Annotated in this window: 15 protein-coding genes and 1 tRNA gene; 12 read left to right on the plus strand and 4 right to left on the minus strand. The window is 29.2% G+C overall.

Translation table 11 applies throughout. The features are described from left to right. Positions 1 to 10 precede the first annotated feature (10 nt). Together KFW21_01540 and KFW21_01545 are read right to left on the minus strand one after the other, a co-directional pair. The gene (locus KFW21_01540; GenBank protein ID MDK2818117.1) at positions 11 to 688 is read right to left on the minus strand and encodes an L-fuculose-phosphate aldolase; all 678 of its coding nucleotides are present in this window, start codon (positions 686 to 688) and stop codon (positions 11 to 13) included. A 17-nt stretch (positions 689 to 705) separates the two neighbouring features. Continuing rightward, positions 706 to 2,106, minus strand: a complete 1,401-nt coding sequence (locus KFW21_01545) for a rhamnulokinase (GenBank protein MDK2818118.1) — start codon at positions 2,104 to 2,106, stop codon at positions 706 to 708. A gap of 286 nt (positions 2,107 to 2,392) precedes the next feature. On the opposite strand from KFW21_01545, the gene KFW21_01550 reads away from it, so the two are divergent. The 9 genes from KFW21_01550 (at position 2,393) to KFW21_01590 (ending at position 11,432) form a co-directional block, all read left to right on the plus strand. Next, positions 2,393 to 4,189 (plus strand): L-fucose isomerase, encoded by a 1,797-nt coding sequence (locus tag KFW21_01550; protein ID MDK2818119.1) that lies wholly within the window; start codon positions 2,393 to 2,395, stop codon positions 4,187 to 4,189. Between the two features lie 186 nt (positions 4,190 to 4,375). Then, a complete protein-coding gene (locus KFW21_01555) occupies positions 4,376 to 5,137 on the plus strand; it encodes a DeoR/GlpR transcriptional regulator (GenBank protein ID MDK2818120.1) in 762 nt (253 codons plus the stop codon). Between the two features lie 82 nt (positions 5,138 to 5,219). Next, a complete protein-coding gene (locus tag KFW21_01560; protein MDK2818121.1) occupies positions 5,220 to 6,542 on the plus strand; it encodes an alpha-L-fucosidase in 1,323 nt (440 codons plus the stop codon). Between the two features lie 8 nt (positions 6,543 to 6,550). Then, positions 6,551 to 6,958, plus strand: a complete 408-nt coding sequence (locus KFW21_01565) for a hypothetical protein (protein ID MDK2818122.1) — start codon at positions 6,551 to 6,553, stop codon at positions 6,956 to 6,958. Between the two features lie 3 nt (positions 6,959 to 6,961). Then, a complete protein-coding gene (locus tag KFW21_01570) occupies positions 6,962 to 7,450 on the plus strand; it encodes a PTS sugar transporter subunit IIB (protein MDK2818123.1) in 489 nt (162 codons plus the stop codon). Positions 7,451 to 7,466: 16 nt separating this feature from the next. Next, positions 7,467 to 8,258 (plus strand): PTS sugar transporter subunit IIC, encoded by a 792-nt coding sequence (locus tag KFW21_01575; GenBank protein ID MDK2818124.1) that lies wholly within the window; start codon positions 7,467 to 7,469, stop codon positions 8,256 to 8,258. Continuing rightward, complete coding sequence (locus KFW21_01580) at positions 8,248 to 9,042, plus strand: PTS system mannose/fructose/sorbose family transporter subunit IID (protein ID MDK2818125.1); 795 nt, start codon at positions 8,248 to 8,250, stop codon at positions 9,040 to 9,042. The genes KFW21_01575 and KFW21_01580 overlap by 11 nt, the downstream gene beginning before the upstream one ends. A gap of 611 nt (positions 9,043 to 9,653) precedes the next feature. Further along, on the plus strand, positions 9,654 to 10,733 hold the full coding sequence (locus tag KFW21_01585) for a hypothetical protein (GenBank protein MDK2818126.1): 1,080 nt from the start codon (positions 9,654 to 9,656) through the stop codon (positions 10,731 to 10,733). A 96-nt stretch (positions 10,734 to 10,829) separates the two neighbouring features. Then, positions 10,830 to 11,432, plus strand: a complete 603-nt coding sequence (locus KFW21_01590; GenBank protein ID MDK2818127.1) for a hypothetical protein — start codon at positions 10,830 to 10,832, stop codon at positions 11,430 to 11,432. A gap of 50 nt (positions 11,433 to 11,482) precedes the next feature. Here the strand turns inward: KFW21_01590 and KFW21_01595 are convergent. Continuing rightward, a tRNA-Arg gene (locus tag KFW21_01595) sits at positions 11,483 to 11,556 on the minus strand. A 64-nt stretch (positions 11,557 to 11,620) separates the two neighbouring features. After that, positions 11,621 to 13,051, minus strand: a complete 1,431-nt coding sequence (locus KFW21_01600; GenBank protein ID MDK2818128.1) for an alanine:cation symporter family protein — start codon at positions 13,049 to 13,051, stop codon at positions 11,621 to 11,623. A 228-nt stretch (positions 13,052 to 13,279) separates the two neighbouring features. Here KFW21_01600 and KFW21_01605 point away from each other — a divergent pair, with 228 nt between their 5' ends. The 3 genes from KFW21_01605 to KFW21_01615 all read left to right on the plus strand — a co-directional run. Continuing rightward, positions 13,280 to 13,933 carry a hypothetical protein gene (locus tag KFW21_01605; GenBank protein MDK2818129.1) on the plus strand — a complete coding sequence of 218 codons (654 nt, stop codon included), beginning with the start codon at positions 13,280 to 13,282 and terminating at the stop codon, positions 13,931 to 13,933. A gap of 9 nt (positions 13,934 to 13,942) precedes the next feature. Then, positions 13,943 to 15,055, plus strand: coding sequence for a glycosyltransferase family 4 protein (locus KFW21_01610; protein MDK2818130.1), 1,113 nt, complete (start codon positions 13,943 to 13,945; stop codon positions 15,053 to 15,055). Positions 15,056 to 15,227: 172 nt separating this feature from the next. After that, the coding region (locus tag KFW21_01615; GenBank protein MDK2818131.1) for a hypothetical protein at positions 15,228 to 22,939 on the plus strand (7,712 nt) is incomplete at its 3' end.

Raw genomic sequence — 22,939 nt, forward strand, 5'->3', positions numbered from 1 at the left:
ATTTTTTATATTATTCTTTTATATAACTATTGTGTTTTACATTTAAGCCATAATTACCAAATTTTTTTAAAATAACAAGTATTTCTTCATCTGGAATGACTGTGTATTTACCAGCAGCTTTTAAGCCCATATATAAACGACAAATCAATTCGACCTCTTCAGCTATTACTAAAGCTTTTTCTAATGTAGTATCTGTTGTAACTAAACCATGATTTTTTAAAATACAAGCTTTACGATTTGTCATTACTTTTGCTATATTATCGCAAAGTTCTTGAGTACCATAAGTTGCATATTCAGCACAAGGGATAGTATTACCGCCCGCTATTGCAATCATATAATGAATAGCTGGGAGAAAATCTTCTCCTAAAATAGAAACCATGGTTGCATAAGGTGCATGATTGTGTACAACAGCATTACAGTCAGGCTTTTGGTTGAGAATAGAAAGATGAAATCTCCATTCTGAGGAAGGGATTCTACCTTCTTCTATTTCCCCAGTATTACTTATAAAAACAATATCTTTAGATTGCATAATATGATAAGGTATTCCAGAAGGAGTAATAAGTATTCCACCTTCGACTCTATGACTAATATTACCAGCTGTACCTTGATTAAGATTTAATTCTTTCATTTTGATACAGGTGTTAATAATTTCTGTACTTATGCTTTCTCTAAGTTTTTGATCTTTCATTATATACTCCTATAGTATTAAATGGTTTTAATATTAAAACTGTTTTTGATACAATTTCTTGCTTCTTGGATAGAAGATAAAGCTTTAAGCCCTAATAATTGGGTAAGTATATTTCCTATGGTAGTACCTTCGACAGGTCCTACGGTGGTTTTATATTTTATTTTTTCGGCAATCATATTACAGAACAAAGTATCCCAAGATCCTCCACCTACAATATGTAAACTAGATATAGGTTTTTTAATGATGTTTGATAATTCTTGTAGAGAATTAATATGAGCATCTGTTAGTCCATGATATATTGCACTGGCAATTTCACCTCTTGTTTGAGGTACTTTTTTACCTTGTTCTTTGAATATATCTGTGACCACAGATTCTATGTTAGTAACACCATAAAAACGATTATCTGTAATATCAATAGTAAATCCTATATCTAATGACTTACTTGCTTTTTTGATAATTTCAGAAAAAGAAATTCCCCATTGCCGTTGTAGTAGCTGTAAACTCCAAAATCCATTAATAGATTTTAAAAATCTTATTGTACGATTTATTCCAAGTTCATTTGTGAATCCAGCTTTAAAAGCTTCTGTAGATAAAATAGGGGTATCTCGTTCTATCCCTAATAATGACCATGATCCACTAGATAAAAATACAGAGCTATCATTCTCTAAGGGTGTTGCAAGTACCGCTGAAGCAGTATCATGAGAACAACTAGCAAATACAGGGAAAGGGTTACATCCTAAATACTGAGATAAAGAAGATGATAAAACTCCCTTTTGATCTCCAGCTGTTTGAATTTCTGGTAAAATTGATTTTGGAAAATGGATTATATCTAAAATACTTTGATCCCACTCTCCTTGAAAATTAATCATCCCTGAGGTAGAGGCAATAGTATACTCTGTAGATACACGTTCTGTAAGCCAATAACTGAATAAATCTGGAATAAATAATAAATGTTTAGCTTGTAAAATAATATCTTTTCTTGTTTGTATATCTTCATATACTTGAAACAAAGTGTTATAAGGCATGGAATTGATTCCTGTCTTTGAATATAAAACTTCAGAAGTTAGTCCTAATTCATTTAATTTTTCCTGAGTATGTATTGTTCTATCACTGCGATAATTAATGGGTGTTGCTAATAATTCCCCATTTTTATCAATATAACCATAATCTACACCCCAAGTGTCAATTCCTAGAGAATCTATTCGTATATTATGATCTATAATTTTTTTTAACCCTTTGAGTAATTCACTCCACATATATAAAATATTTGTATAATAAGAGCCCCTGATTAAAACAGGCTCTAAGGAAAAACGATGGATTTCTTTTATAGAAAGAGTCTTACCATTAAAAATACCTAAAAATATTTTTCCACCAGAAGATCCGAAATCACAAGATACACTGTATGTATTGTTATTCATAAATTATCCTTTTATTTTCTTTTTATTTTTTTATTTATTATATATTGAATATTTTATTAAATCAACTGTTTATTACTATTATTTATTTATACTGTGTAAATAATTTTTGTATGAAAATATAATATTAAATAGAGTAGATATATATGTATGTATTGTTATATAATAATATATATGAAGAAATATATATAATAAAAAAGAGATTGTAAAAGAAATAGTTTTATAATATAATAAGTTAGAATAGAAAATAAAAAGAAAATAAAAAGAAAATAAAGTTTTGGAGAAAAATATGTATCGACAAAGTAGTAAATTACCAAAAATTGGAATTCGTCCTACTATTGATGGACGAAGAGAGGGGGTTCGAGAATCTCTAGAAAAAATTACAATGAAAATGGCGAAAAATATTGCCAAAATAATAGAAGCTGAATTAAAGCATGCTAGTGGAGAAAAAGTAGAGTGTATTATCGCTGATACTCCTATAGGTGGTGTTAGAGAAGCTGCTCAAACTCAACAAAAATTTGAAGAACAGGGAGTAGGGGTTACCCTTACTGTCACTCCATGTTGGTGTTACGGATCTTCGACTATAGACATGACTCCAGGGATTCCTAAAGCTATTTGGGGATTTAATGGAACAGATCGCCCTGGAGCTGTTTATTTAGCAGCAGCTGGTGCTGCTCATGATCAAATGGGATTACCTGTTTTTACAATTTATGGAAAAGATGTGCAAGATCTTGGTGATGAGTTAGTTCCTGAAGATGTCAAAGAAAAAATTCTTCGATTTATCAAAACCGGGATTGCAGTAGCAACTATGAAAAATCAATCATATCTTAGTTTAGGATACGTATCTATGGGAATAATAGGTTCTATGGTTGATGCTCATTTCTTATCAGATTTTCTTGGTATGAGAACAGAATTTGTAGATATGTCAGAACTTACTCGTCGTTTAGAAAAAAATATTTTTGATCCAAAAGAATATAAAAAAGCTTTAGCTTGGACCAAAAATAATTGTAAAGAAGGTGGAGATATTAACGAGAAAAATGGTAAAAATGTTACTAGAGCTGAAAAAGATAAAGAATGGAAAACAATTGTTAAAATGACTATTATAATGAAAGATCTTATGAGTGGAAATCCAAAACTTGCTGAAATGGGTTTTATAGAAGAATCTAATGGTCATAATGCTATTGCTGGAGGATTTCAAGGACAAAGACAATGGACAGATTTTATGGAAAATGGAGATTTTTCTGAAGCGATATTAACATCATCTTTTGATTGGAATGGAATTCGACAACCTTTTGCTTTTGCAACAGAAAATGATGCCTTGAATGGTATTTCGATGTTATTCGGACAACTACTTACAGGTACAGCTCAGTTGTTTGCAGATGTAAGAACTTATTGGAGTTCAGAATCTGTTGAAAGAGTTTCAGGTAAGCCTCTAACAGGTTTAGCCAAAGATGGAATAATTCATTTAATTAATTCTGGAGCCGCTTCTTTGGATTGGACAGGAGAGCAAAAAGATCATAAGAACAATCCAACTATTAAACCATTCTGGGAAATTTCAGAACAAGAAATGAAAGAATGTTTAAATGCTACTAAATGGCACGCAGCTAATAGAGAATATTTTAGAGGAGGGGGCTTTTCTTCTAACTTTTTAACAAAAGGTGACATACCTATGACTATGTATCGTTTGAATCTTGTACATGGAGTTGGTCCTATTTTACAAATTGCAGAAGGTTATGGAGTAAATATTGATTCAGAAATTCATAATACTTTGAATGAACGTACTGATCCGTCTTGGCCAACAACATGGTTTGCTCCTCGTTTAACAGGTAAAGGATCTTTTACAGATGTATATTCAGTAATGAATTCTTGGGGATCTAACCATTGTGCAGCTTCTTTTGGACATATTGGACAAGATCTAATCACATTAGCTTCTATGTTAAGAATACCTATTAATATGCATAATGTAAATGAAGTAGATATATTTAGACCTAAAGCATGGGGTTCTTTTGGAACTTTAGATAAAGAAGGTGCTGATTTTAGAGCATGTAAAAATTTTGGTCCTATTTATGGAAAAATCACAAGATAAGAATAGATATATGTTAAAAAAGAATCATCTGGAATTATTAAAACATTTTATTCATTATCCCTTTTAGATCTTTTTATTTGTAATACAATTATTTAAAATAGAATTTGATGTGGATTTTGGAAAAAAATTGGATTGGAATGATTATTAATAAATCATATAATAACTAATCAAAATAGGACTTATACTATGTTTATATCAGAAAGACAAAAGAAAATTATTAGCTTAGTACGAAAAAAGAAACTTGTGAAAATCAAAGAACTTTGTCAAGTTTTAGAAGTTACAGAACCTACAATGAGAAATGAGCTACAACAATTGGATCAAATGAAAAAATTAATTCAGATTCGAGGTGGAGCTACTATTTTATCTGATAACAAAATTGATTTACCATTAGTAATTCGTTCTCAAACTATGAGTAAAGAAAAAAAATATATTGCTAAACAAGTTATTAAAGATATTTCTGATGATTCTATTTTATTTTTAGATACATCAACTACAGTTCTTGGTATCGCTGAAGAGATGAAAAATTATCCTAAAAAAAAACTAACAGTTATAACGACTAGTTTTGATATAATACAAATATTATTACCTTGTTCTCACATTTCTATGATTTTTTGCGGTGGTAGCGTGGATAGTACTGAAAAATCCTGTGTCGGAGAACATACGATAAAAGCATTATCCCAATATCATGCAGACATTGTATTAATAGGATGTCATGCTATATCAAAAACTAAAGGTTTTCTTAATGGAAGTTTAGCTTTATCTGATATTAAAAAATTGATGATAAACAATGCTACAACAACATGGATCTGTGCTGATCATTCTAAATTTGGAAGAAGTGGATTAGTTACATTTTTAGAATTTGATAAAAAAACTCATTTATATACAGATTCTATTACTCAAGAATGGGAAGATTTTTTTATTAATAGTAAAGTTAATGTTCATTATTAATAAAATATAAAAATAAGAGAATTATAATCAAAAATTTTAATAGTTTTAGAGATGACAAATCTAATAAATAGAGGGTACCTATATGTATAGTAATTGGAAAAATTCCTATGGTGATCCACAATGGTTTATCGATGCAAGGTTTGGAATGTTTATTCATTTTGGATTATATTCTGTTGCAGCACGTCACGAATGGGTAATGACTTTAGAAGAAATAAAAGGAGAGGATTATCGTAAGTATTACGAAAATTTCAATCCTGATCTATTAGATGCAAAAAATTGGGCGAAATTAGCAAAAGAAAGTGGATTTAAATACGTTGTTTTTACAACTAAACATCACGATGGGTTCGTATTGTGGAATACAAAAACTACTGAATATAAAGTAACTAATACTCCTTATAAAAAAGATATTTTAAAAGAAGTTGTAGATGCATTTAGAGCTGAAGGGATAAAAATCGGATTTTATTACTCTCTACTTGATTGGAATCATAAAGATTTTATCATAGATGGATATCATCCAGATAGAAGTAGAGTAGATCAAAAAATTGAAAGTAAAAAAGATATGAAAAATTATCAAAAATATATGCGAGATCAGTTAACTGAGTTATTAACAGACTATGGAAAAGTTGATTATTTATGGTTTGATTTTTCTTATCAAAGTAAAATTTGGGGAGATCTTGTTGGTAAAGGGAAAGATGATTGGGATTCTGAAAAATTAGAAAAAACAGTCTTTGATTTACAACCAGAAATTATTCTAAATGATAGATTAGATTTAAAAAGAGGGGTGTCAACTCATGAACAATACCAAAGATCTAAAGACAACAATAACGAAAAATTTGTATGGGAAGGTTGTCAAACATTAAATGGAAGTTGGGGATATCATAGAGATAACGATAATTTTAAATCTTCTGAAACAATCGTAAAATTGTTAGTAGATACAGTTTCAAAAGATGGGAATTTACTATTGAACATTGGACCTAACGGAAGAGGAGAAATTGATAAAAAATCAATAGAAATCTTAACTGATGTTGGTGAGTGGATGAGGTTAAATTCTAATTCTATTTATAATAATTGTGGACCAAATGATATAATAGCTCCTCCAGATTGTCGTTATACTATAAATGGAAATAAATTATATCTTCATATTTTCTCATGGCCTTATAGAACAATAACTCTAAAAAACATATCTAAAAAGGTTAAATTTGCTCAATTCTTACATGATCATTCAGATCTAAAAGTTATAGAGGCGATAGTTCTTAATACAGCAAGAAAAGATGAAATAGATCTAAATAATGAGATAAAAGCATTACATATCAAAGAAAAATTAGATGAAAAAACCATTATTATTGAAATTCCAGTGAAAGCTCCAAATATATTGGTTCCTGTTATTGAAATAACGTTTGAATAGGAATAGGCATGGCAAAAATTAATTATATAGCAACTTCTCACGGAATGTATGCAGAAAGTACCGTAAGTACCTTACAAATGCTTACAGGAGACACTATTCCTTTTGTTTCTTTCTTAAATAGTATGTCTAAAGAAGATTTAAAAAGAAAATATTTAGAAATATTTAATCAATCAGAGGAAAAAGAGTTTGTTTTTTTTGTAGATATTTCTGGAGGTACTCCATTTAATGTATTGTTGGAATTAAAATATGAAAGAAAAGACTTAGATATTAAATTAGTAACAGGCCTTTCTTTATTAATGTTAATAGAAATTTTAGAGAATGAATTGTCAGAAGAATCTATACAAAATATATTTAATATGACAAAAATCATAACAGAATTAACTATAGATTCTTATGAAGGTGAGGAAGAGGAGTGATTTATGCGTAAAGAAATTAAACACATTAGGATAGATGGTCGATTAATTCATGGTCAAGTTGTTACAAAATGGATATTTGTAACAAACATAAATAGAATTATTATCGTAGATAATGATGTTTTAGATAATGTAGTAGAGAAAAATGCATTGAAAATATCAACACCATCACATGTTAAATTAAGTATTTTAGGAGTAGAAACAGTTGTTAAAAATATCAATAATGGAAAATATGAAGGACAGAATGTAATGATTCTAGTGAAAGTTCCAAAATACTTAAGAATGTTAGCTGAAGCAGGTCTTGATATGACTAAAATTAATGTAGGAAATATTTCTCAAAAGAATGATAGTGTTCAAGTCAAAGCATCAGTGTTTTTATCGATAGAAGATGTAGAAGATATAAAATATTTGATATCAAGAGGTGTTAGCGTTACAACTCAGATGGTTCCATCAGACCAAGAGGAAGATATGCAAGTACTTTTAGATAAATTATAAAATAGGAGATACTAAAATGAATATAACATGGATTCAAATAATCTCACTTTCTTTACTTGCCTTTTTTTCAATATATGATGAATTAGCTGCACAGTTTGTAGGAACAAGACCGGTAGTAGTAGGAGCTATAGCTGGACTAATTATGGGAGACTTAGAAACAGGACTTATGATTGGAGGCACATTACATCTATTAGTATTAGGTGTAGGTGCACTGGGAGGAACATCTATACCAGATTATACAACAGGAGCAATCATTGGAACCGCTTTTGCTGTGGCAACAGGAACTGGAAACGAAATAGCAATTGGACTTGCAGTACCTGTTGGATTGTTGATGATTCAATTAGATATTTTAGCTAGATTCACAAATGTATTTTTTCAAAAAAGAATTGATGCTGCAATTGAGAGATTAGATATCAAATCTATAGAAAGAAATGTTATAATGGGAATATTCCCTTGGGGACTTTCAAGAGCTATTCCTGTATTTTTGATGTTAAGCTTTGGTTCTCAATTTATTGAAGGGGTATTAGCTAATATTCCTGAAGTTATAATGGGTGGCTTAAAATTAGCGGGTAGCGTTTTACCAGCTGTAGGACTTGCTGTTTTAACAAGATTTTTACCAGTGAAAAAATTCATTCCTGCATTAATAATAGGATTTGTACTTACAGCATATCTTGAAATTTCTGTATTAGGGGTTGCTTTAGTAGGATTATCATTGGCTATGGCCTATTATCAATTTGCAACATCTTCTACAGATACAATTATTGTAAATCAAGAAACTATATCAGGGGAGGGAGAATATGAAGACTAATAAAATAATAACTAAACAAGATTTAACTAAAGTAAATGTGAGATGGCTTTTTGGATCTCAAATTTGTTGGAATTATGAAAAAATGCAAGCTCAGGGATATTTATTTTCTATGATACCTATATTAACTAAACTTTATAAAGGTGAAAACTTAAAAGAAATGTTGAGATATCATAATCAGTTTTATAATACTAGTCCTCATTTAGGTGGATTGATTCTAGGTGCAGATATTGCTATGGAAGAAAAAGAAGGCTATCAAGCTAAAGAAGCTGTTGCAGCTATCAAAGCTGGTTTGATGGGATCTTTTGGAGGGATAGGTGATAGCTTATTTATCCTAGTAACTACTATTTTGGGTTCTATAGCGGCTTATATGGGTATTAATGGAAACCCTTTTGGCATAATTCTTTGGACAGTTGTTAACTTAGGAATTATTGGACTTAGATGGGGATTTATATATATGGCTTATGAAAAAGGTACAACTTTATTTTCAGGTATGTCTAAAAAATTAGATGCATTGACAGATGCTGCTACTATTTTAGGGGTTACTGTTATAGGTGCACTTGTTCCGACAGTTGTAAGAACAAAACTTTTATATGTATATAAAGAACAGGATGTTGAAATAGTATTACAAAGTATATTGGATCAAATAATGCCTAGTATAGTGCCTGTAGCTATTGTTGCAACAATATATGTACTTTTAGGAAAAAAGGGAATTACTTCTACAAAGATAATTATTGGAGTAATTGTATTATCAATCGTAGCATTTAAATTTAATATTTTAGGATAGATATTGATTTCTGTTAAAATAAATAAATTTAGTGGGAATTATCCGAAAACATATAAAGTTAGAAGATATTAAATCTTTAAAATAAGTATTCTTTAATATACTAAGATAGTTATAAAAAATAATTCTCCCCTTTCTTAGAAATTTTTTAAGAGAGGGGATATTTATAAAGAGAATCAGTCTCGTGAAATTGGCATATAGATCTTGTGTTTCTTATTCAGAACATGGGATTTTTTTGTATTATATATTAAAACCCTACATCCGTATCTTTAGAGAAACCATGTTTTTTAATAATAATATGGAGATGTATATAAGTAAAAGTATTGCTTTTTAATAAAAATTATGCTATAATTTCTAACTTAATAGGCTATTTAGTCCCAGTGAAACCCCTCTTATAATACATGGGATTTCAATGTTATAGGTCTGAATATACGTATTCCCTTTTTCCGAAAAAAAAGCCAATGTTATATTACTAACATTGGCTTTTTTATTTTATATAATTTTAAGATAAGTTTAGTTTTATTTCTTTAAAATTTTATATAAAAATAATATACATTTTAACAATTTTAAATCATCTATATAAAATAAAAATTCTAAATAATAGAAGGTATAAAATGACTACAGATAATCAAGAGATTATAAGAGTATCAAGTATTTATATGGCTTTAAATATTGGATCTGGATTTGCATCAGGACAAGAAATTATTCAATTTTTTTCAGGATTTGGTTGGATTGGATATTTAATAGGATTTATTGTATTAGGATTTATGATTTATGGTGGTAATTCTATGATTGATGCAGGTTGGATTTGTAAAGAAGATCATGAGATTTCCGTGTATGAATATTTTGGTGGTAAATTTATTGGACAAATATATAATATTATTATTCCTTTTTTATTATATGGATCTTATATTATTATGGTAGCAGGAGCAGGATCTGTTTTGGAGCAATTTTTTAATATTTCTAATATTATTGGGCGTATAATAGTAGTTACAGCTTCTGTATGCACACTTTTTTTAAATTTTCAATATATTTCTAAGTTTATTGGATATATTGGTAAAGGTGTTGCTTTTGTGATTTTTATAATATCTTTTATTGTAATTATTAAAGGTTTTTTTAATAATGTTTATATCTCTAATTTGATTCAAAATTATCCTTTTAAAACAGCTGTGGATACTTTTTATTGTGCTGCTATTTTATACAGTGGAACTATTTTACTAGCATCTTCTCAATTTCTATTTGATTTAGGAAAAGATTTGAATAGACGCAATAGTGGTTTGTATGGTTCTATAGGTGGAGCTGCAGGTTTTATATTTGTAGCTTTAACTATTCATACAGCAATTTTTTTATATTTTGATAAAGTATATATGTTACCTATTGTAACTATTTATTTTGCAGAACAAATATCACCTAGTATTGCTTTTGCAACTGTTATATTATTATTTATAGCAATGTATTCTGCCAGCACAGTTTGTTTATGGTCTGTTAGTAATATTTTTAGAAAGAAATTATCCTTTTGGAAAAAAAGATATATAGTAATTATTTGGTCTTTAGGAGTGGGTGGATTAGTATTATCTGCAATCCCTTTTGGTAAATTAGTTAGTATTATTTATCCTATAAATGGATTTTTTGGGATAATATTAGTGGTTTTGATTGCCTATAAAAATAAAATTCGTATTGATAATTTAGATTGATTTAATAGTGATAATAACGATAATGTAAAGTATTACTTATAAAAAAACAGAAAAATCCGATATATATTATATATAATTTGAAAATCGGATATAACAATGTATAAAGTATTATTTTTATTGTTCTTAACAGTTAATGTTTTTGCTATGGATAGGGAACAAATAGCTAGATTGCAATTAGAGTATATTGATGTTGAGGATTCCTTAAAAGATAAAATTCCTTTTTTAAATATTCCTTATTCTAATATTAATGATATAAAACTTCCTGAAAAAAATATATTTAGTTTAACGTTCAAACCAGATTCTCAAGGATTTGAGCAATTTTCAAGATTAACAGGAATGAGTATTTTTCGTGCAAAATTTACAATATCTTGGTATATTTTTACAAATATAACTCAAATTCCATCATCAACGGATAAAATGTTAGAATTAGTCAATGTAGAAAAACCTCATTTATTTATGCCATTGATTGCTATTAATGGTAAATGGGAAGTAATGATAGAGTTACCTAATTTGACTTATAAAAATGGTGCTTATGTGTATGCTTATATTTCATATCCAAATCTTAAAGGTGTTCTGATTCCATTAGCAGGACAATCTTTTTATAAAAAAAATACGAGTGATATAGAAATAGGAAGAGAAGAAGTTTTAGGATTGAATTCTAATATATTATCTTATTGGCAACGACAAGGGTATCTGTGATAAAAAATAAATAAAAAAAAGCACATTATTATATAATGTGCTTTTTTTTTCGTGCCCAGTAGGATTCGAACCTACGGCCTTTGGAACCGCAATCCAATGCTCTATCCAGCTGAGCTATGGGCACAATTTGATTGCGTTATATAGTATAGCAAATAAAACTATATATGTCAATATTTATTTTAAATGATTTACCAAGAATCTAGATCACCATATTCTTTAAAGTTTTCTTTTTTAAATATAGGATCTATATTCTTAGCTTGTTGTTTTCTATAATCTAAGACTACTACTGATAATATCTTATGTAATTTAATAATAGCATATAAGTTGATGAGAGCTAGAAAAGTCATAAATAAATCGGCTATACTCCATACAAAAGGAAGATTTCCTATAGAGCCTAAAAACACTGCTATAATAACAGAATATTTAAATAATAGATGAACAGAAGTTTTTTTACTTAAGAAAGAAAGACTATTGTGAGCATAAAAATAATTACCTAATACAGATGAAAATGCTAGTAAAAAGATACAAATAGTTAAGAATAGACTACCAAAATCTCCAAAAAAAGTATTGAGTGCTTTTTGTGTTAAAATAATACCAGAATTATTAATATCTGTAAAATCTACTCCAGAAAATAAAATAAGGAATGCTGTTGCAGAACAAATTAATATGGTATCAAAAAACACCCCAAAAGCTTGTATAAATCCTTGCTTTACGGGGTGTGATGTGCTCGCAGAGGCCGCTGCATTTGGTGCAGAACCCATACCTGCTTCATTTGAAAACAATCCTCTTTTAATACCAATTGTTATTGTTCCTATAAATGTACCTGTACCAAATGCTTTGAGTCCAAAAGCATGTTCAAAAATTAATTGAAATACATCTGGAAGTCGTGTAATATTTTTTCCAATAACAAATAAACAAAGAATTAAATATATAATAGCCATAACAGGTACAATAATAGTACTAATTTTTGCGATACTATGTAATCCTTTAAAAATAAATAAAGCTGTTAGAATACTAAGAATAATAGCTGAAAATAAAGTAGGTACATTAAAATTATTAAAAACTGCTTGAGAAATTGTATTTGATTGAACAGCATTAAAAGATAGACCAAAAACGAACACTAAAAGAACGGCAAAAACTTTTCCTAACCCCTTAGAACCTAGTCCTTTTTCTATATAGTAAGAAGGTCCACCTATAAAATGTGTTGGATTTGTTGTTGTATCTGTTTTTTTATATAATTGAGCTAATGTCGATTCAACAAATGCTAGAGAACCACCCAATAAGGCTGTTAACCACATCCAAAATATAGATCCAGGCCCACCTAAAGTAAGAGCTAGAGCAACACCAGCAAGATTTCCAGTACCAACTCTAGAGGCTGTTGTTACTGCAAATGCTTCGAAAGGAGATATTTTTTGAGAACTTTTGTCAGAGTCTGTAAACGCCTCTTGTAAAGCAAGCCATATGTTTTTAAAATTAAACTGAATGAATTTTGTTTTTAAAGTATAAAAAATCCCAGATCCCAGTAGAACGAATAATAAAATAAAAGAGAGTTTATCATTTAATAAATTTATTATACTGATACTTTCTTCTATTAACTTAGGTATGAAATCTCTAACCATTTTTGACTCCTATACAATCAATATTTACAATACAATTGTGTAATATTGTACTAAAAAAAAGACAAATTGTCAATAAATTAAACAAATTTTTATCAACTAGCTTTTTTGATTAAAAAACAGCCAATATTAAATTGCGTTATATGTATTATAGAGAGAAAGTTGACATTTATAAAAAAGATATGGTATAATGAATGAAATAACTAATTTTAATTTAAGAGAGATAATAATATGAATGTAGTAGAAAGAAAAATTTCAGAAACTAAAGATGTTATTTTTGACTATATGGCACTTATAGATATTATGTTAATTAGAACATTACAAGGTTCTAAAGAAAAAAATTGGGATATGGTAAAAGATGTTATCAATATCTTGGAACCTCAGGCAGATCAAAAAAAATTAGAAATCACTCAAGATTGTCTTGGTATTTTAGCTTTGTATCATCCTGAAGCAAGTCATTTAAGAAGTATTATCAAAATGTCAGGAATGGCCAGTGATCTTGAAAGAATGGGTGATTTAATCACTAAAATTGCTCGATCTACATATCATTGGCAAGATGCTTATAATATTGGTGATTATCCAAAGATAATAGAGATGGCTGAAGAAAATCGTAAGATGTTAACAGATGTAAGCAGAGCATTTATGGAAGAAAATATTTTAATGGCAGTAACTGTTATTCAACACGATGATAGGGTAGATGAATTATGTACCATATTAATAAAACAACTTATCAAAGAAATGAATATAGCAGAAAATGTTGAATATTTGTTACAAATTATGAATATTACAAGAAATTTTGAAAGAATGGCTGATTTATGTACACATTTAGCAGAAGATATTATCTTTATTAAAGAAGGTTTAATTCCAAATAAAAATGATAATTAAAGGTTTATAATGAAAAAATCATTAAAAATATTAGCATTAAATTGGCGAGATCCACTTCATCCAGAAGCAGGAGGGGCTGAGATCCATCTTGATTATATTCTCTCATATTTAGCTACAAAATATACAGTAGTTCTTATTAGCACAAAAGTTTCTTCAAATGAAGAAACTTTTGTTCATAATGGGTATTTAATAAAAAGAATAGGACATCCTTTTTTATTTAATTTTACTTTTCCATTTTTATGGAACAAAGAATTAAAAAATGAAAAATTTGATATTGTTATTGATGATATATCTAAAATAGGATTGCAAACCCCTCGATATATTAAAAAAACTCCTATTCTTGCTTTATTTCACCATATTCATGGACACACTTTATTTCAATTATTACCTTTTCCTGTAGCTTTATACGTTTTTATTCTGGAAAAAATAGCATTAAAATCATATATTAATACACCTATGATAGTAGTGTCAGAAAGCTCTAAACAAGAGTTATTGAAATTAGCCCCTTTCAAACAATTGAATATTATTCATAATGGAATAGATAAAGAATATTTAAAATTACGAAATCCTAAAAAAAATTCTTTTCAATTTTGTTCTATAGGTCGATTAACATACGCTAAAAGAGTAGACCTTTCTTTAGATGTTTTTCGATATATTTTAGAGAAAAATCCAAAAGCTATGTTTTTTATAGCTGGAAAAGGTAATGATGAAGAAAGACTCAAAGCATATTCTCAAAAATTAAAAATAGATTATGCTGTGATATTTTTAGGTTTTATTTCAGAAAAAGAAAAGATAAATCTATTAGAAAGCTCTCAAGCCTTATTATTTACTTCAGAAAAAGAAGGGTGGGGAATAACTGTTATAGAAGCATCAGCATGTTATACTCCAACATTTGGTTTTAATGTTGCTGGTGTTAGAGATTCTGTAAAACAAGGTATTAATGGTTATTTAGTTTCTTTTGGTGATGTAAAATCTTTAGCAAAAGAAATTATTAAATACTTAGAAAATAATGAGATAAAAAAATTACAAGGAAAATCTTACTGTTATGCAAAAAATTTTAGTTGGTTAAAGATTTCTCAAGAAATTGAAGTTAATATTTTAAATCAAGTATCATCTAAATAAATATTTTTTATTTTTTATTTTAATCAAGTGAAAAGCTTGATTTTTTTTGCAATATAGGTTATAATAATAGTTGTTCCTTATTTGCTTGAAATATATAATTATGTGTATATTTCATTAAAGATAAAGTTCTGTAAAAATAATAAAAAAAATAATAATATTTTGGAGGCTTATGATGAAACAGGTGTTTAAATATACGTTGTGGATCATGTTTGTACTGATTTTTAATATAGGATGTACTTTGTCTAGTAGAGAGACATTTGATCTTTCTTATCAAGAGAGTAAGTTGTTAAATACTTTGCAAAAAGGGCCATATAAATCTTTGGCATCAGATGGATTGTTTGATGCCAAAAATCATGCTCTCTGGGATATTGATACTGTTAATATGGAAATATCAATATCAGATATTACAGCTGGTGTAAAACAAAATACAACAATATATTCATTTGAAATGATTGAAGATATAGATGTTCAATCTGGTATTATTCGTTTTTATGGTTCTGGATCTTATAATGATAAGTATGTTGGTATATCAGCACTTACAAATGCTGTTGGAGCTTTTCTTAAATTAAGTATACAAGATACTACAAATAATGCTGTTTCAAATGCTTCAAAAAAAACTTATTGGGAATATGCTACTGATCCTATAATTTTTAGAGCAAATAATTTATATGTTGATAAAAGTATTATCACTTTAGATGTTGATGGTTTTTTTGATTTGACTCAATATGAATTTATTATTCCTAGAAAAGTAAATGATCAATTTAAATTTGAACATTACTCAGTTGTCGGAGCTATTACAAATAAACTTTCTGATATTATAGTGAATTCGACAAGACTTATTCCAAATAATATAGAAATATATCAAGTAACTATTAATGGTGTGGACAGATATGCTGGTATGGAATTTTATCCAGATAAAACTAGTACTAGAATGAAATTTATTATTGGATCTTCTTTTGATGATGTTTTTAATAGAGTAAATTTAATGAAGCTATTTGGTTGGGATTTATTAGAAAATGCAAGAATTAGTAATAAAGTTATTCGTTTATTATCATCATTTCAAATGGTTTTTTTAACAAAAATTCCTGGAGCTCTTGATATTAAAGAAGGTGATTATTATTGGGATAAAACAGATGAACTTATTTTTGATGCTGATAAAATGACTTTAAATGTAATAACAACATTTAGTATATTACCTCCTTATGGTTTTTTTGGTGCAACAAATTTTTTAAGTTATAACTTAAAAATGATAGAAAAACAAAGTGATACTGCTGGAATTTTTGAAATTAAAGGTGTTGGTAAATATGCTGATAAATGGGGAGCTCTTAATGCTATCCCTATTGGAAATATTATGTATGCCGATTTTGAGGTTGCAGATTCACTAGTTGAAGCTCAAAGAAAACTTACAGATATTTTAACTATTACTAATTATAAATATCAAGATCAAAAAAGTGCTAGATTACCATATAGATTAATTGAAAATATGCATGGTATTGGTTCTATATGGGTAAAACTTCAAAAAGATGCTACAGGTAGTATGTCTTATGATATTGCAAATACAGAACATTATGACTTTTTAGATTTAGATAAAAGAACATTACGCTATGCTTTTTTTACCAAAGGTGCAATGAATGAATCTTTTTACAAAGTTAAAATTGTTACTGATAATAATATTACTAATGGAGTCTTGTTATTAAAAGGTTTTACAGATAATTCTTTTACAATTCCTAGCACATCAGCACCTATGCATAATAAATATATAGCAATTGATAGAGGTTCTGAATTATACAAAACTCAGGCAAAATATTCTGTTGCAAATACTTTAGAAGAAGCTCAACTAGAGTTATCTAAAGTTTTGTTGTTTAATTTACATGAAAGAAGTTCTTTGCCTTCTAATTATAGAGTTATTTCTGCTATGGAAAAATATGGAAAATGGATTGCTTTGATTTATCCAGGAAGTACAGTCCCTGGTGACGTACCTGCTGGATTAGCATCTGGTACTGCTCCTAATTTTATACAAGATAATACATATGAAATAACATTTAATACATCAGTAATACCACAGTTTACTCTTATAGCAAAAATAGCTCCAGCAGCTGATACTTTTCCTGATACTTATGATCTTGAAACTATAGTAGAAATATCACCAACACATGCTGTATTTAAATTATCAAAAACAATTTCTGGTAATGGGCCTGATTTGGATGGAAAGTTCATGGCTGTAAGGTCAGATGTTGGTGTTTCTAGTGATAAAGCTTATATAGGTATAGGTGATACGCAAATTGAAGCAGAAGATAATCTCACAAAATTAGCTACGTTTTATAATTATCATGCTAAAGATACAGCTCCATTAAATGCAACAGTGATTGAAACTATTAAAGATATTTCTTTTATGGAATCTACATTAGATACAACAACAGGTCTTGCGACCGGTTCTTTTATACCTTTTAATACCAAATACTATAAATTTTCCTATAATCCTTTGACACTTATTATAGATACTGTAGAACCATCTGGTAATAAACCTAAAGAATGTTATAGTTTAATAACTAAAGTTGATGGCGGTGATCATTTCGGTATTTTTCAATTATATGGATCAGGACTTTCATTAGATAATTTATTTATAAGAATAGATGTTCAAAAAGGTGTAGATGGTCAAAATATTATTAGAATATTATCTAATAGAAATATTGCTGATTTAACAACTGGTACAGTGACAGGTATTGTTAATGATACAGCATTTTCTATAGGTGAAATAACTCATAAAAATAAAAATTCTGTTATGCTACTAGATACTGCAGTAACAGCTATAACTGCTATTTCAAGTAGATGGGTTAAAGTTGATAATATAGATAAAATGTATGATTATAAAAATACTAGAGAATTGACAGTAGATCAAGCGTTAAAAACAATACAAGTTGTAAATAAACAAAATAATACAATAATTAATAACGAAACTTATAATTATTCTATAATGGAAAACATATATACTTCTGCAACTTCATTTGAACTAGTTGTACAACTTAGTGGAGGTGGTGCTTTTAGAGATCTATATGTAGCTTTAACATACACTCCTCCTACAACACCTCCTTTTGGCGGTGTAGGAGCGACTCATGGTGTATCTGTTGGTCTTGGTCCAAATTATTCTGCGGCGAAAGCTGAATTAGTTTTAATGGATCCTTATATTCCATATAATGATCCATGGGCTGATCCAAATATACTTGCAGCTTTCACTAGTTTATTACCTTCAGATAGTCCAACTCCTGGATTTGGTACTCCTTCTTATGTGTGGATGAAAAATGGTATTTATACTTCGAGTGATACTGAACAATGGACTTTTGATCCTGTAGAAAAAAATGTAAGAATAGAACATAATGGTGGTATTAATAGAATTGATTATAGTGTACATATGTTACAAGCTGATGCCACTAGTGGTGGAATAAGACATGCAACTTTATTTTATTTAAAATCAGCGACAGCAACAGGTTTGTATCATAATAGCTATATTCAAATAAGAAATCATAATATGATTAATACTGTTGGTGCTATTGATGCAGAATCAACTTTTGAGGCTGTTATTGATAAAGATAGAAGTGTTGTCGAGAATTCAGCAACAGTCGTTTCAAGAGTTATGAGAGATTTTAGATCTGCAAATATTCCTTCTCGTGCATTTGATCTTGCTTCAACTAAAAATTGGATATCTTTAGATAAAGATGCTTATCAATTAAATAATGCAAAATATGAAAAATGGGAATTTAGATATAATAAAGAACCTAAAGTTAGAGTGACAGATGATACTGGTGTATCTACTATTTATAATTTTGTTTCTAGAGATGATATTTCATCACATAGAGGTGTATTTATTTTAAATTCTCCTACAGGTAGTGCCCCTGGGAAGTATAATCAACATATTGTTGCTATAGGTATTGGTAATGAAAAAACATTACCAGCACCGTCATACAATCCAGGTGGAGATTTTGATGTAGACTCTATGAGATTATCAGTAAAACCTATTGGAAGTAGTATAGCAACTGCTCAAACAGCTGCTATAAGTGAGATGGAAGGTTTCTCAGAATGGAATTTTAGAGAAGAAAATAAAGCAAAAATTCATTTTAATCCTATTATGGAAGCAGCTCGTATTGATAGTACTGGTACAGGTTGGGCAAAATTAACATACGATACTGGATTGAATAGCTATGTGTATGACAATACTAATACTGAACGTTGGATTTTTAATACAATTATACCTACCTCTTTAAACAATATTTCAGGTAGTGTTGTTTATGATATGCTTATTAATACAGGATCTAGTACGCCTACAGCTCGTTATGGGATAAGATTAATAAACGCTTCATCCACAGGTATTAGAGCTGAATTTCAGATTTTTAGAAATAATATTTTAACTGGTGCTAGTACTCGCTCTAATAAATTTGTTGTGTTAGAATTAGGTCTCGGATTAAATGAAAAATTAATGCGTGTTGGTATGGGAGATACTCTAGAAGAGGCGAAACTTGAATTTGATAATCTTGGACAAAATTATAATTGGAGTTCTTATGATAGAGCTATCTCTGGGTATGGTGTTATAGCTTCGGCTGAGAGTGTAGGGAAATGGTCTTTAACTAGAAGATCTGCTTCAGACACAAGTGATACAGGATCTGCTATTACAACTTCAGGGTTTGGACATTTTTCAGATAGTGGAGCCAATCCTGTATATAATCCAGCAGATATAATAGATGTATCATTTCTTACCGCTAATAATGCGTTACAATTTGATTATGGTACTGGTATCTCAGCAACTCTAGCTATTACTCCAGTTGAAAATCCTTCAAGTAGAGAAGGTATTTATATATTACGAGGTTTTGGACCGTTTTCTGAGAAATTTGTATATATAGAATTAAAAGATCTTCCAAATGGAACAGCGGGTGTAGGAGTTAAAGGTAGATTATCTATGGCTAACACACTTGCTGATGTAAAAAAAATGAATCAAGATTTAAAAACAGCTAATACATGGAACTTTTTCTCTATAGAGTATATTAAAGTAGATTCTATCGTATTTGATAGTGTGGCTTTGTTTCAAAAACCTTCTGCTTCAACTCCTATTCCCGGTACTCCTGTTTCATTAGGAGCTCATGTTGAACTTGGATTTGAAGAAATTGGAAATCCAAATATCTATGATGACACATTAGCAAGATCTTATACTATTATTGCTAGTCCTACAAATATTAATGGAAGATTATATGAAGCAAAATCTTTAATTATTTCTAATATAGCTCTTGATAGACCAGATATGAATACTCGTGATGATATTTATACCTATGAAATGGTTGATTCTCAAACCACATCGGGACAATATAGAGCTGTTGCTTTATTAATTAATGGTAATGGTCCTGATGAAAAGAAATTTATAGCTATTCGTTTACCTACTGATAGTTCGGCTTATGTTTCTAGTGCATCTATTAAACTAGCTTCTACTTTGGCTGATGCAAAAACAGCTATAGATTGGCCTACAGCTACTATTGATCCATCTTCAGTCGCTGGTAATATTGCTTTTAGATATAGAATATTAAAAGATGTTGTTTCTGAATCAGGCGTTATTACTCAATTACGTTTAGCTAGAGAATTAGTTACTTTAGATTCAGATCGAATTTACCTCGATAATGATACAACCGAATGGAATTTTAATCTAAATAAATTTATAGCTACTGTTGTGGAAAGAATGCCTAGTGGAACTATAAATACTACTACATACAAAACTGTTCCTGTTAAAGCTGTTGGTGAAAATAATGTAAAAGGGATATTTTATCTTAAAGGACCTGGTGGTATTTTAGATAAAAAATATATGGCTGTAACTGATGCTAATACTTCTTCCATTAGTATTAGAGCTAATTTTTTTGATACATTAGCTCCAGCAGAAGCTGCATTAGCAGTTACTGGTGTTATTGATCCCAATTTTGTTGAAAAGTCTAGTGTTTATCTCCCTGCTGCCGAACCTGTAATAACTACATTAATTAGAGCAAAAAAGTGGAATTCTTTAGATAATGGTTTTCTGGAACAAGCTCAAGCTTCAACAACTAATTTTAAATTTTTAGAAAATCGAGTAGTAGAACTAACTATTGGTTCAACTCCTATGGTAGAACTTAGATACAAACCTATATATGCTGAAGATAATATTAGAGCTATATTTAAATTAGAATCAAAAGGATCTACAGATGTTCCTCTAGCTTTTCGTGATCATGCTATCGCTATTAATATTATTACCCCTGGAGAGTCTCAAAATTTACGCTTGAGAAGTTTACCTAATATTGATATTAATAATGCATCTTCTCTTGCCAATATTATTAATATTAGAGATAATATATTAAAAGATCCTAACTATATTCCTGATGATATATTCTCTCTATCAAGAGCTTCTCTTCAATCTCTAACTACAGTTTCAAGTGGCTTTTGGCGTATGATTGATAGTAATGATGAATTGGAAGGTTCTACTGATGATACTATTACTGCATGGAGAAATTTATACGCTACAGATCCCGCAACAGCACCGTGGGCTATGTCTTTTATTAATGATATTGATATACTTGTAAGTCGATCTTCTAAAAATAAATCATCTATTGAGGGTGCCAATCGTACATACAATTATCTTTCTAGAATAATTGCTAGTGATGGTCCTTATAATAGTGTTTTTAGAATGTATAGAGGAGCACCTATAACAGATATTAATGACAAAATTGTTTATGATACAGAAATTTCTAATAAATATTATGCGCTCAGAGTTGGTATTAATCAAGATCACTTTAGATCTAAATTAGTTAGTGCTGATAGTATATCTGAGGCTAGAACCAAATTAAATAATTTGGAATTTAATAATATAGTAGCTGCAGAAATATGGGGAAATAGATCTTCAGATTCTATTTCAAATATGAATATAAATAGATGGGCTAGTGATACTGTTGAAACTCAAGAAGTTGCCAACTGGGGTCAATGGGTCTCAAATCCTTCAACTGGTTTTGATACTCAAAACCACGAATATTGGACTTTTAATCATAATATTGGTGCTTTATCTATTACTCATAACACCATTGTTAATGGAATTGTTTCATCTGCTACCTATGGATTAACTCTAATGCAGCGTTTATCAGCTATTTCTGCTATGTATGTTCTTAATGGTTATGGTATATATAATGATCGTATTTTAGTATTTGAGAGACCTAGTAATTCTCGTGACAGTGCTTTTTATTTTATTACTACTGCCGCTAATAATACCTATACTGCAGCTAAAGCTGGATTTGAAGCTGTTAAAAGAAACACTGCTAACTGGAAAGAAAAAAGAGAACTTCTTGTTACAGTCAAATCTATAGCTAATATGGCAAGTTTAGGAGCTTTTGTATCTATTGATCGAGATACTTATGCTTTAAGCCCTTCTGTAAATGTATTAAATAAAAGAGACAATACAGAGTGGACATTTAGTATTGCTGCTGATCTTGTAACAGCTTCTGCTCTTGTAACTACTATTGTTAATGGAATACCAACAGCTATTAATTATAATTTAGAAATGATAGAAGATGATGATAACAAAGCTGTATTTGTAATGCGTAATATTGCAGGTGGAGCATTCCATAATTATGCTATTACTCTAAATATACTAGGTAGTGCTACAATACCTTATATTATTGTTCGAACTTTTGATGGTACAGCTGATCTAACCACAGCTACAGCCAGTGCTGTTGCAGCTTTCAATTCGGCAACAGTACCAAGTCCAACAGCAGATACTGTATATTATAAGAAAACTGAAATTGAAGAAAATTATAAAGTTATAGAAATTGCTGATCTTAAAAATGAATTAGTTACTTTAGATAAGGATAATATTTATTTAAATCATGAAGC

Source organism: Spirochaetota bacterium, from assembly GCA_030154445.1.
Classification (GTDB): Bacteria; Spirochaetota; Brevinematia; order Brevinematales; family Brevinemataceae; genus Brevinema_A.

What these genes read in the sequence shown, in the direction of transcription:
- KFW21_01540 (MDK2818117.1), bottom strand. Translation starts at nt 688, where the DNA reads ATGAAAGATCAAAAACTTAGAGAAAGCATAAGTACAGAAATTATTAAC.
- KFW21_01545 (MDK2818118.1), bottom strand. Translation starts at nt 2,106, where the DNA reads ATGAATAACAATACATACAGTGTATCTTGTGATTTCGGATCTTCTGGT.
- KFW21_01550 (MDK2818119.1), top strand. Translation starts at nt 2,393, where the DNA reads ATGTATCGACAAAGTAGTAAATTACCAAAAATTGGAATTCGTCCTACT.
- KFW21_01555 (MDK2818120.1), top strand. Translation starts at nt 4,376, where the DNA reads ATGTTTATATCAGAAAGACAAAAGAAAATTATTAGCTTAGTACGAAAA.
- KFW21_01560 (MDK2818121.1), top strand. Translation starts at nt 5,220, where the DNA reads ATGTATAGTAATTGGAAAAATTCCTATGGTGATCCACAATGGTTTATC.
- KFW21_01565 (MDK2818122.1), top strand. Translation starts at nt 6,551, where the DNA reads ATGGCAAAAATTAATTATATAGCAACTTCTCACGGAATGTATGCAGAA.
- KFW21_01570 (MDK2818123.1), top strand. Translation starts at nt 6,962, where the DNA reads ATGCGTAAAGAAATTAAACACATTAGGATAGATGGTCGATTAATTCAT.
- KFW21_01575 (MDK2818124.1), top strand. Translation starts at nt 7,467, where the DNA reads ATGAATATAACATGGATTCAAATAATCTCACTTTCTTTACTTGCCTTT.
- KFW21_01580 (MDK2818125.1), top strand. Translation starts at nt 8,248, where the DNA reads ATGAAGACTAATAAAATAATAACTAAACAAGATTTAACTAAAGTAAAT.
- KFW21_01585 (MDK2818126.1), top strand. Translation starts at nt 9,654, where the DNA reads ATGACTACAGATAATCAAGAGATTATAAGAGTATCAAGTATTTATATG.
- KFW21_01590 (MDK2818127.1), top strand. Translation starts at nt 10,830, where the DNA reads ATGTATAAAGTATTATTTTTATTGTTCTTAACAGTTAATGTTTTTGCT.
- KFW21_01600 (MDK2818128.1), bottom strand. Translation starts at nt 13,051, where the DNA reads ATGGTTAGAGATTTCATACCTAAGTTAATAGAAGAAAGTATCAGTATA.
- KFW21_01605 (MDK2818129.1), top strand. Translation starts at nt 13,280, where the DNA reads ATGAATGTAGTAGAAAGAAAAATTTCAGAAACTAAAGATGTTATTTTT.
- KFW21_01610 (MDK2818130.1), top strand. Translation starts at nt 13,943, where the DNA reads ATGAAAAAATCATTAAAAATATTAGCATTAAATTGGCGAGATCCACTT.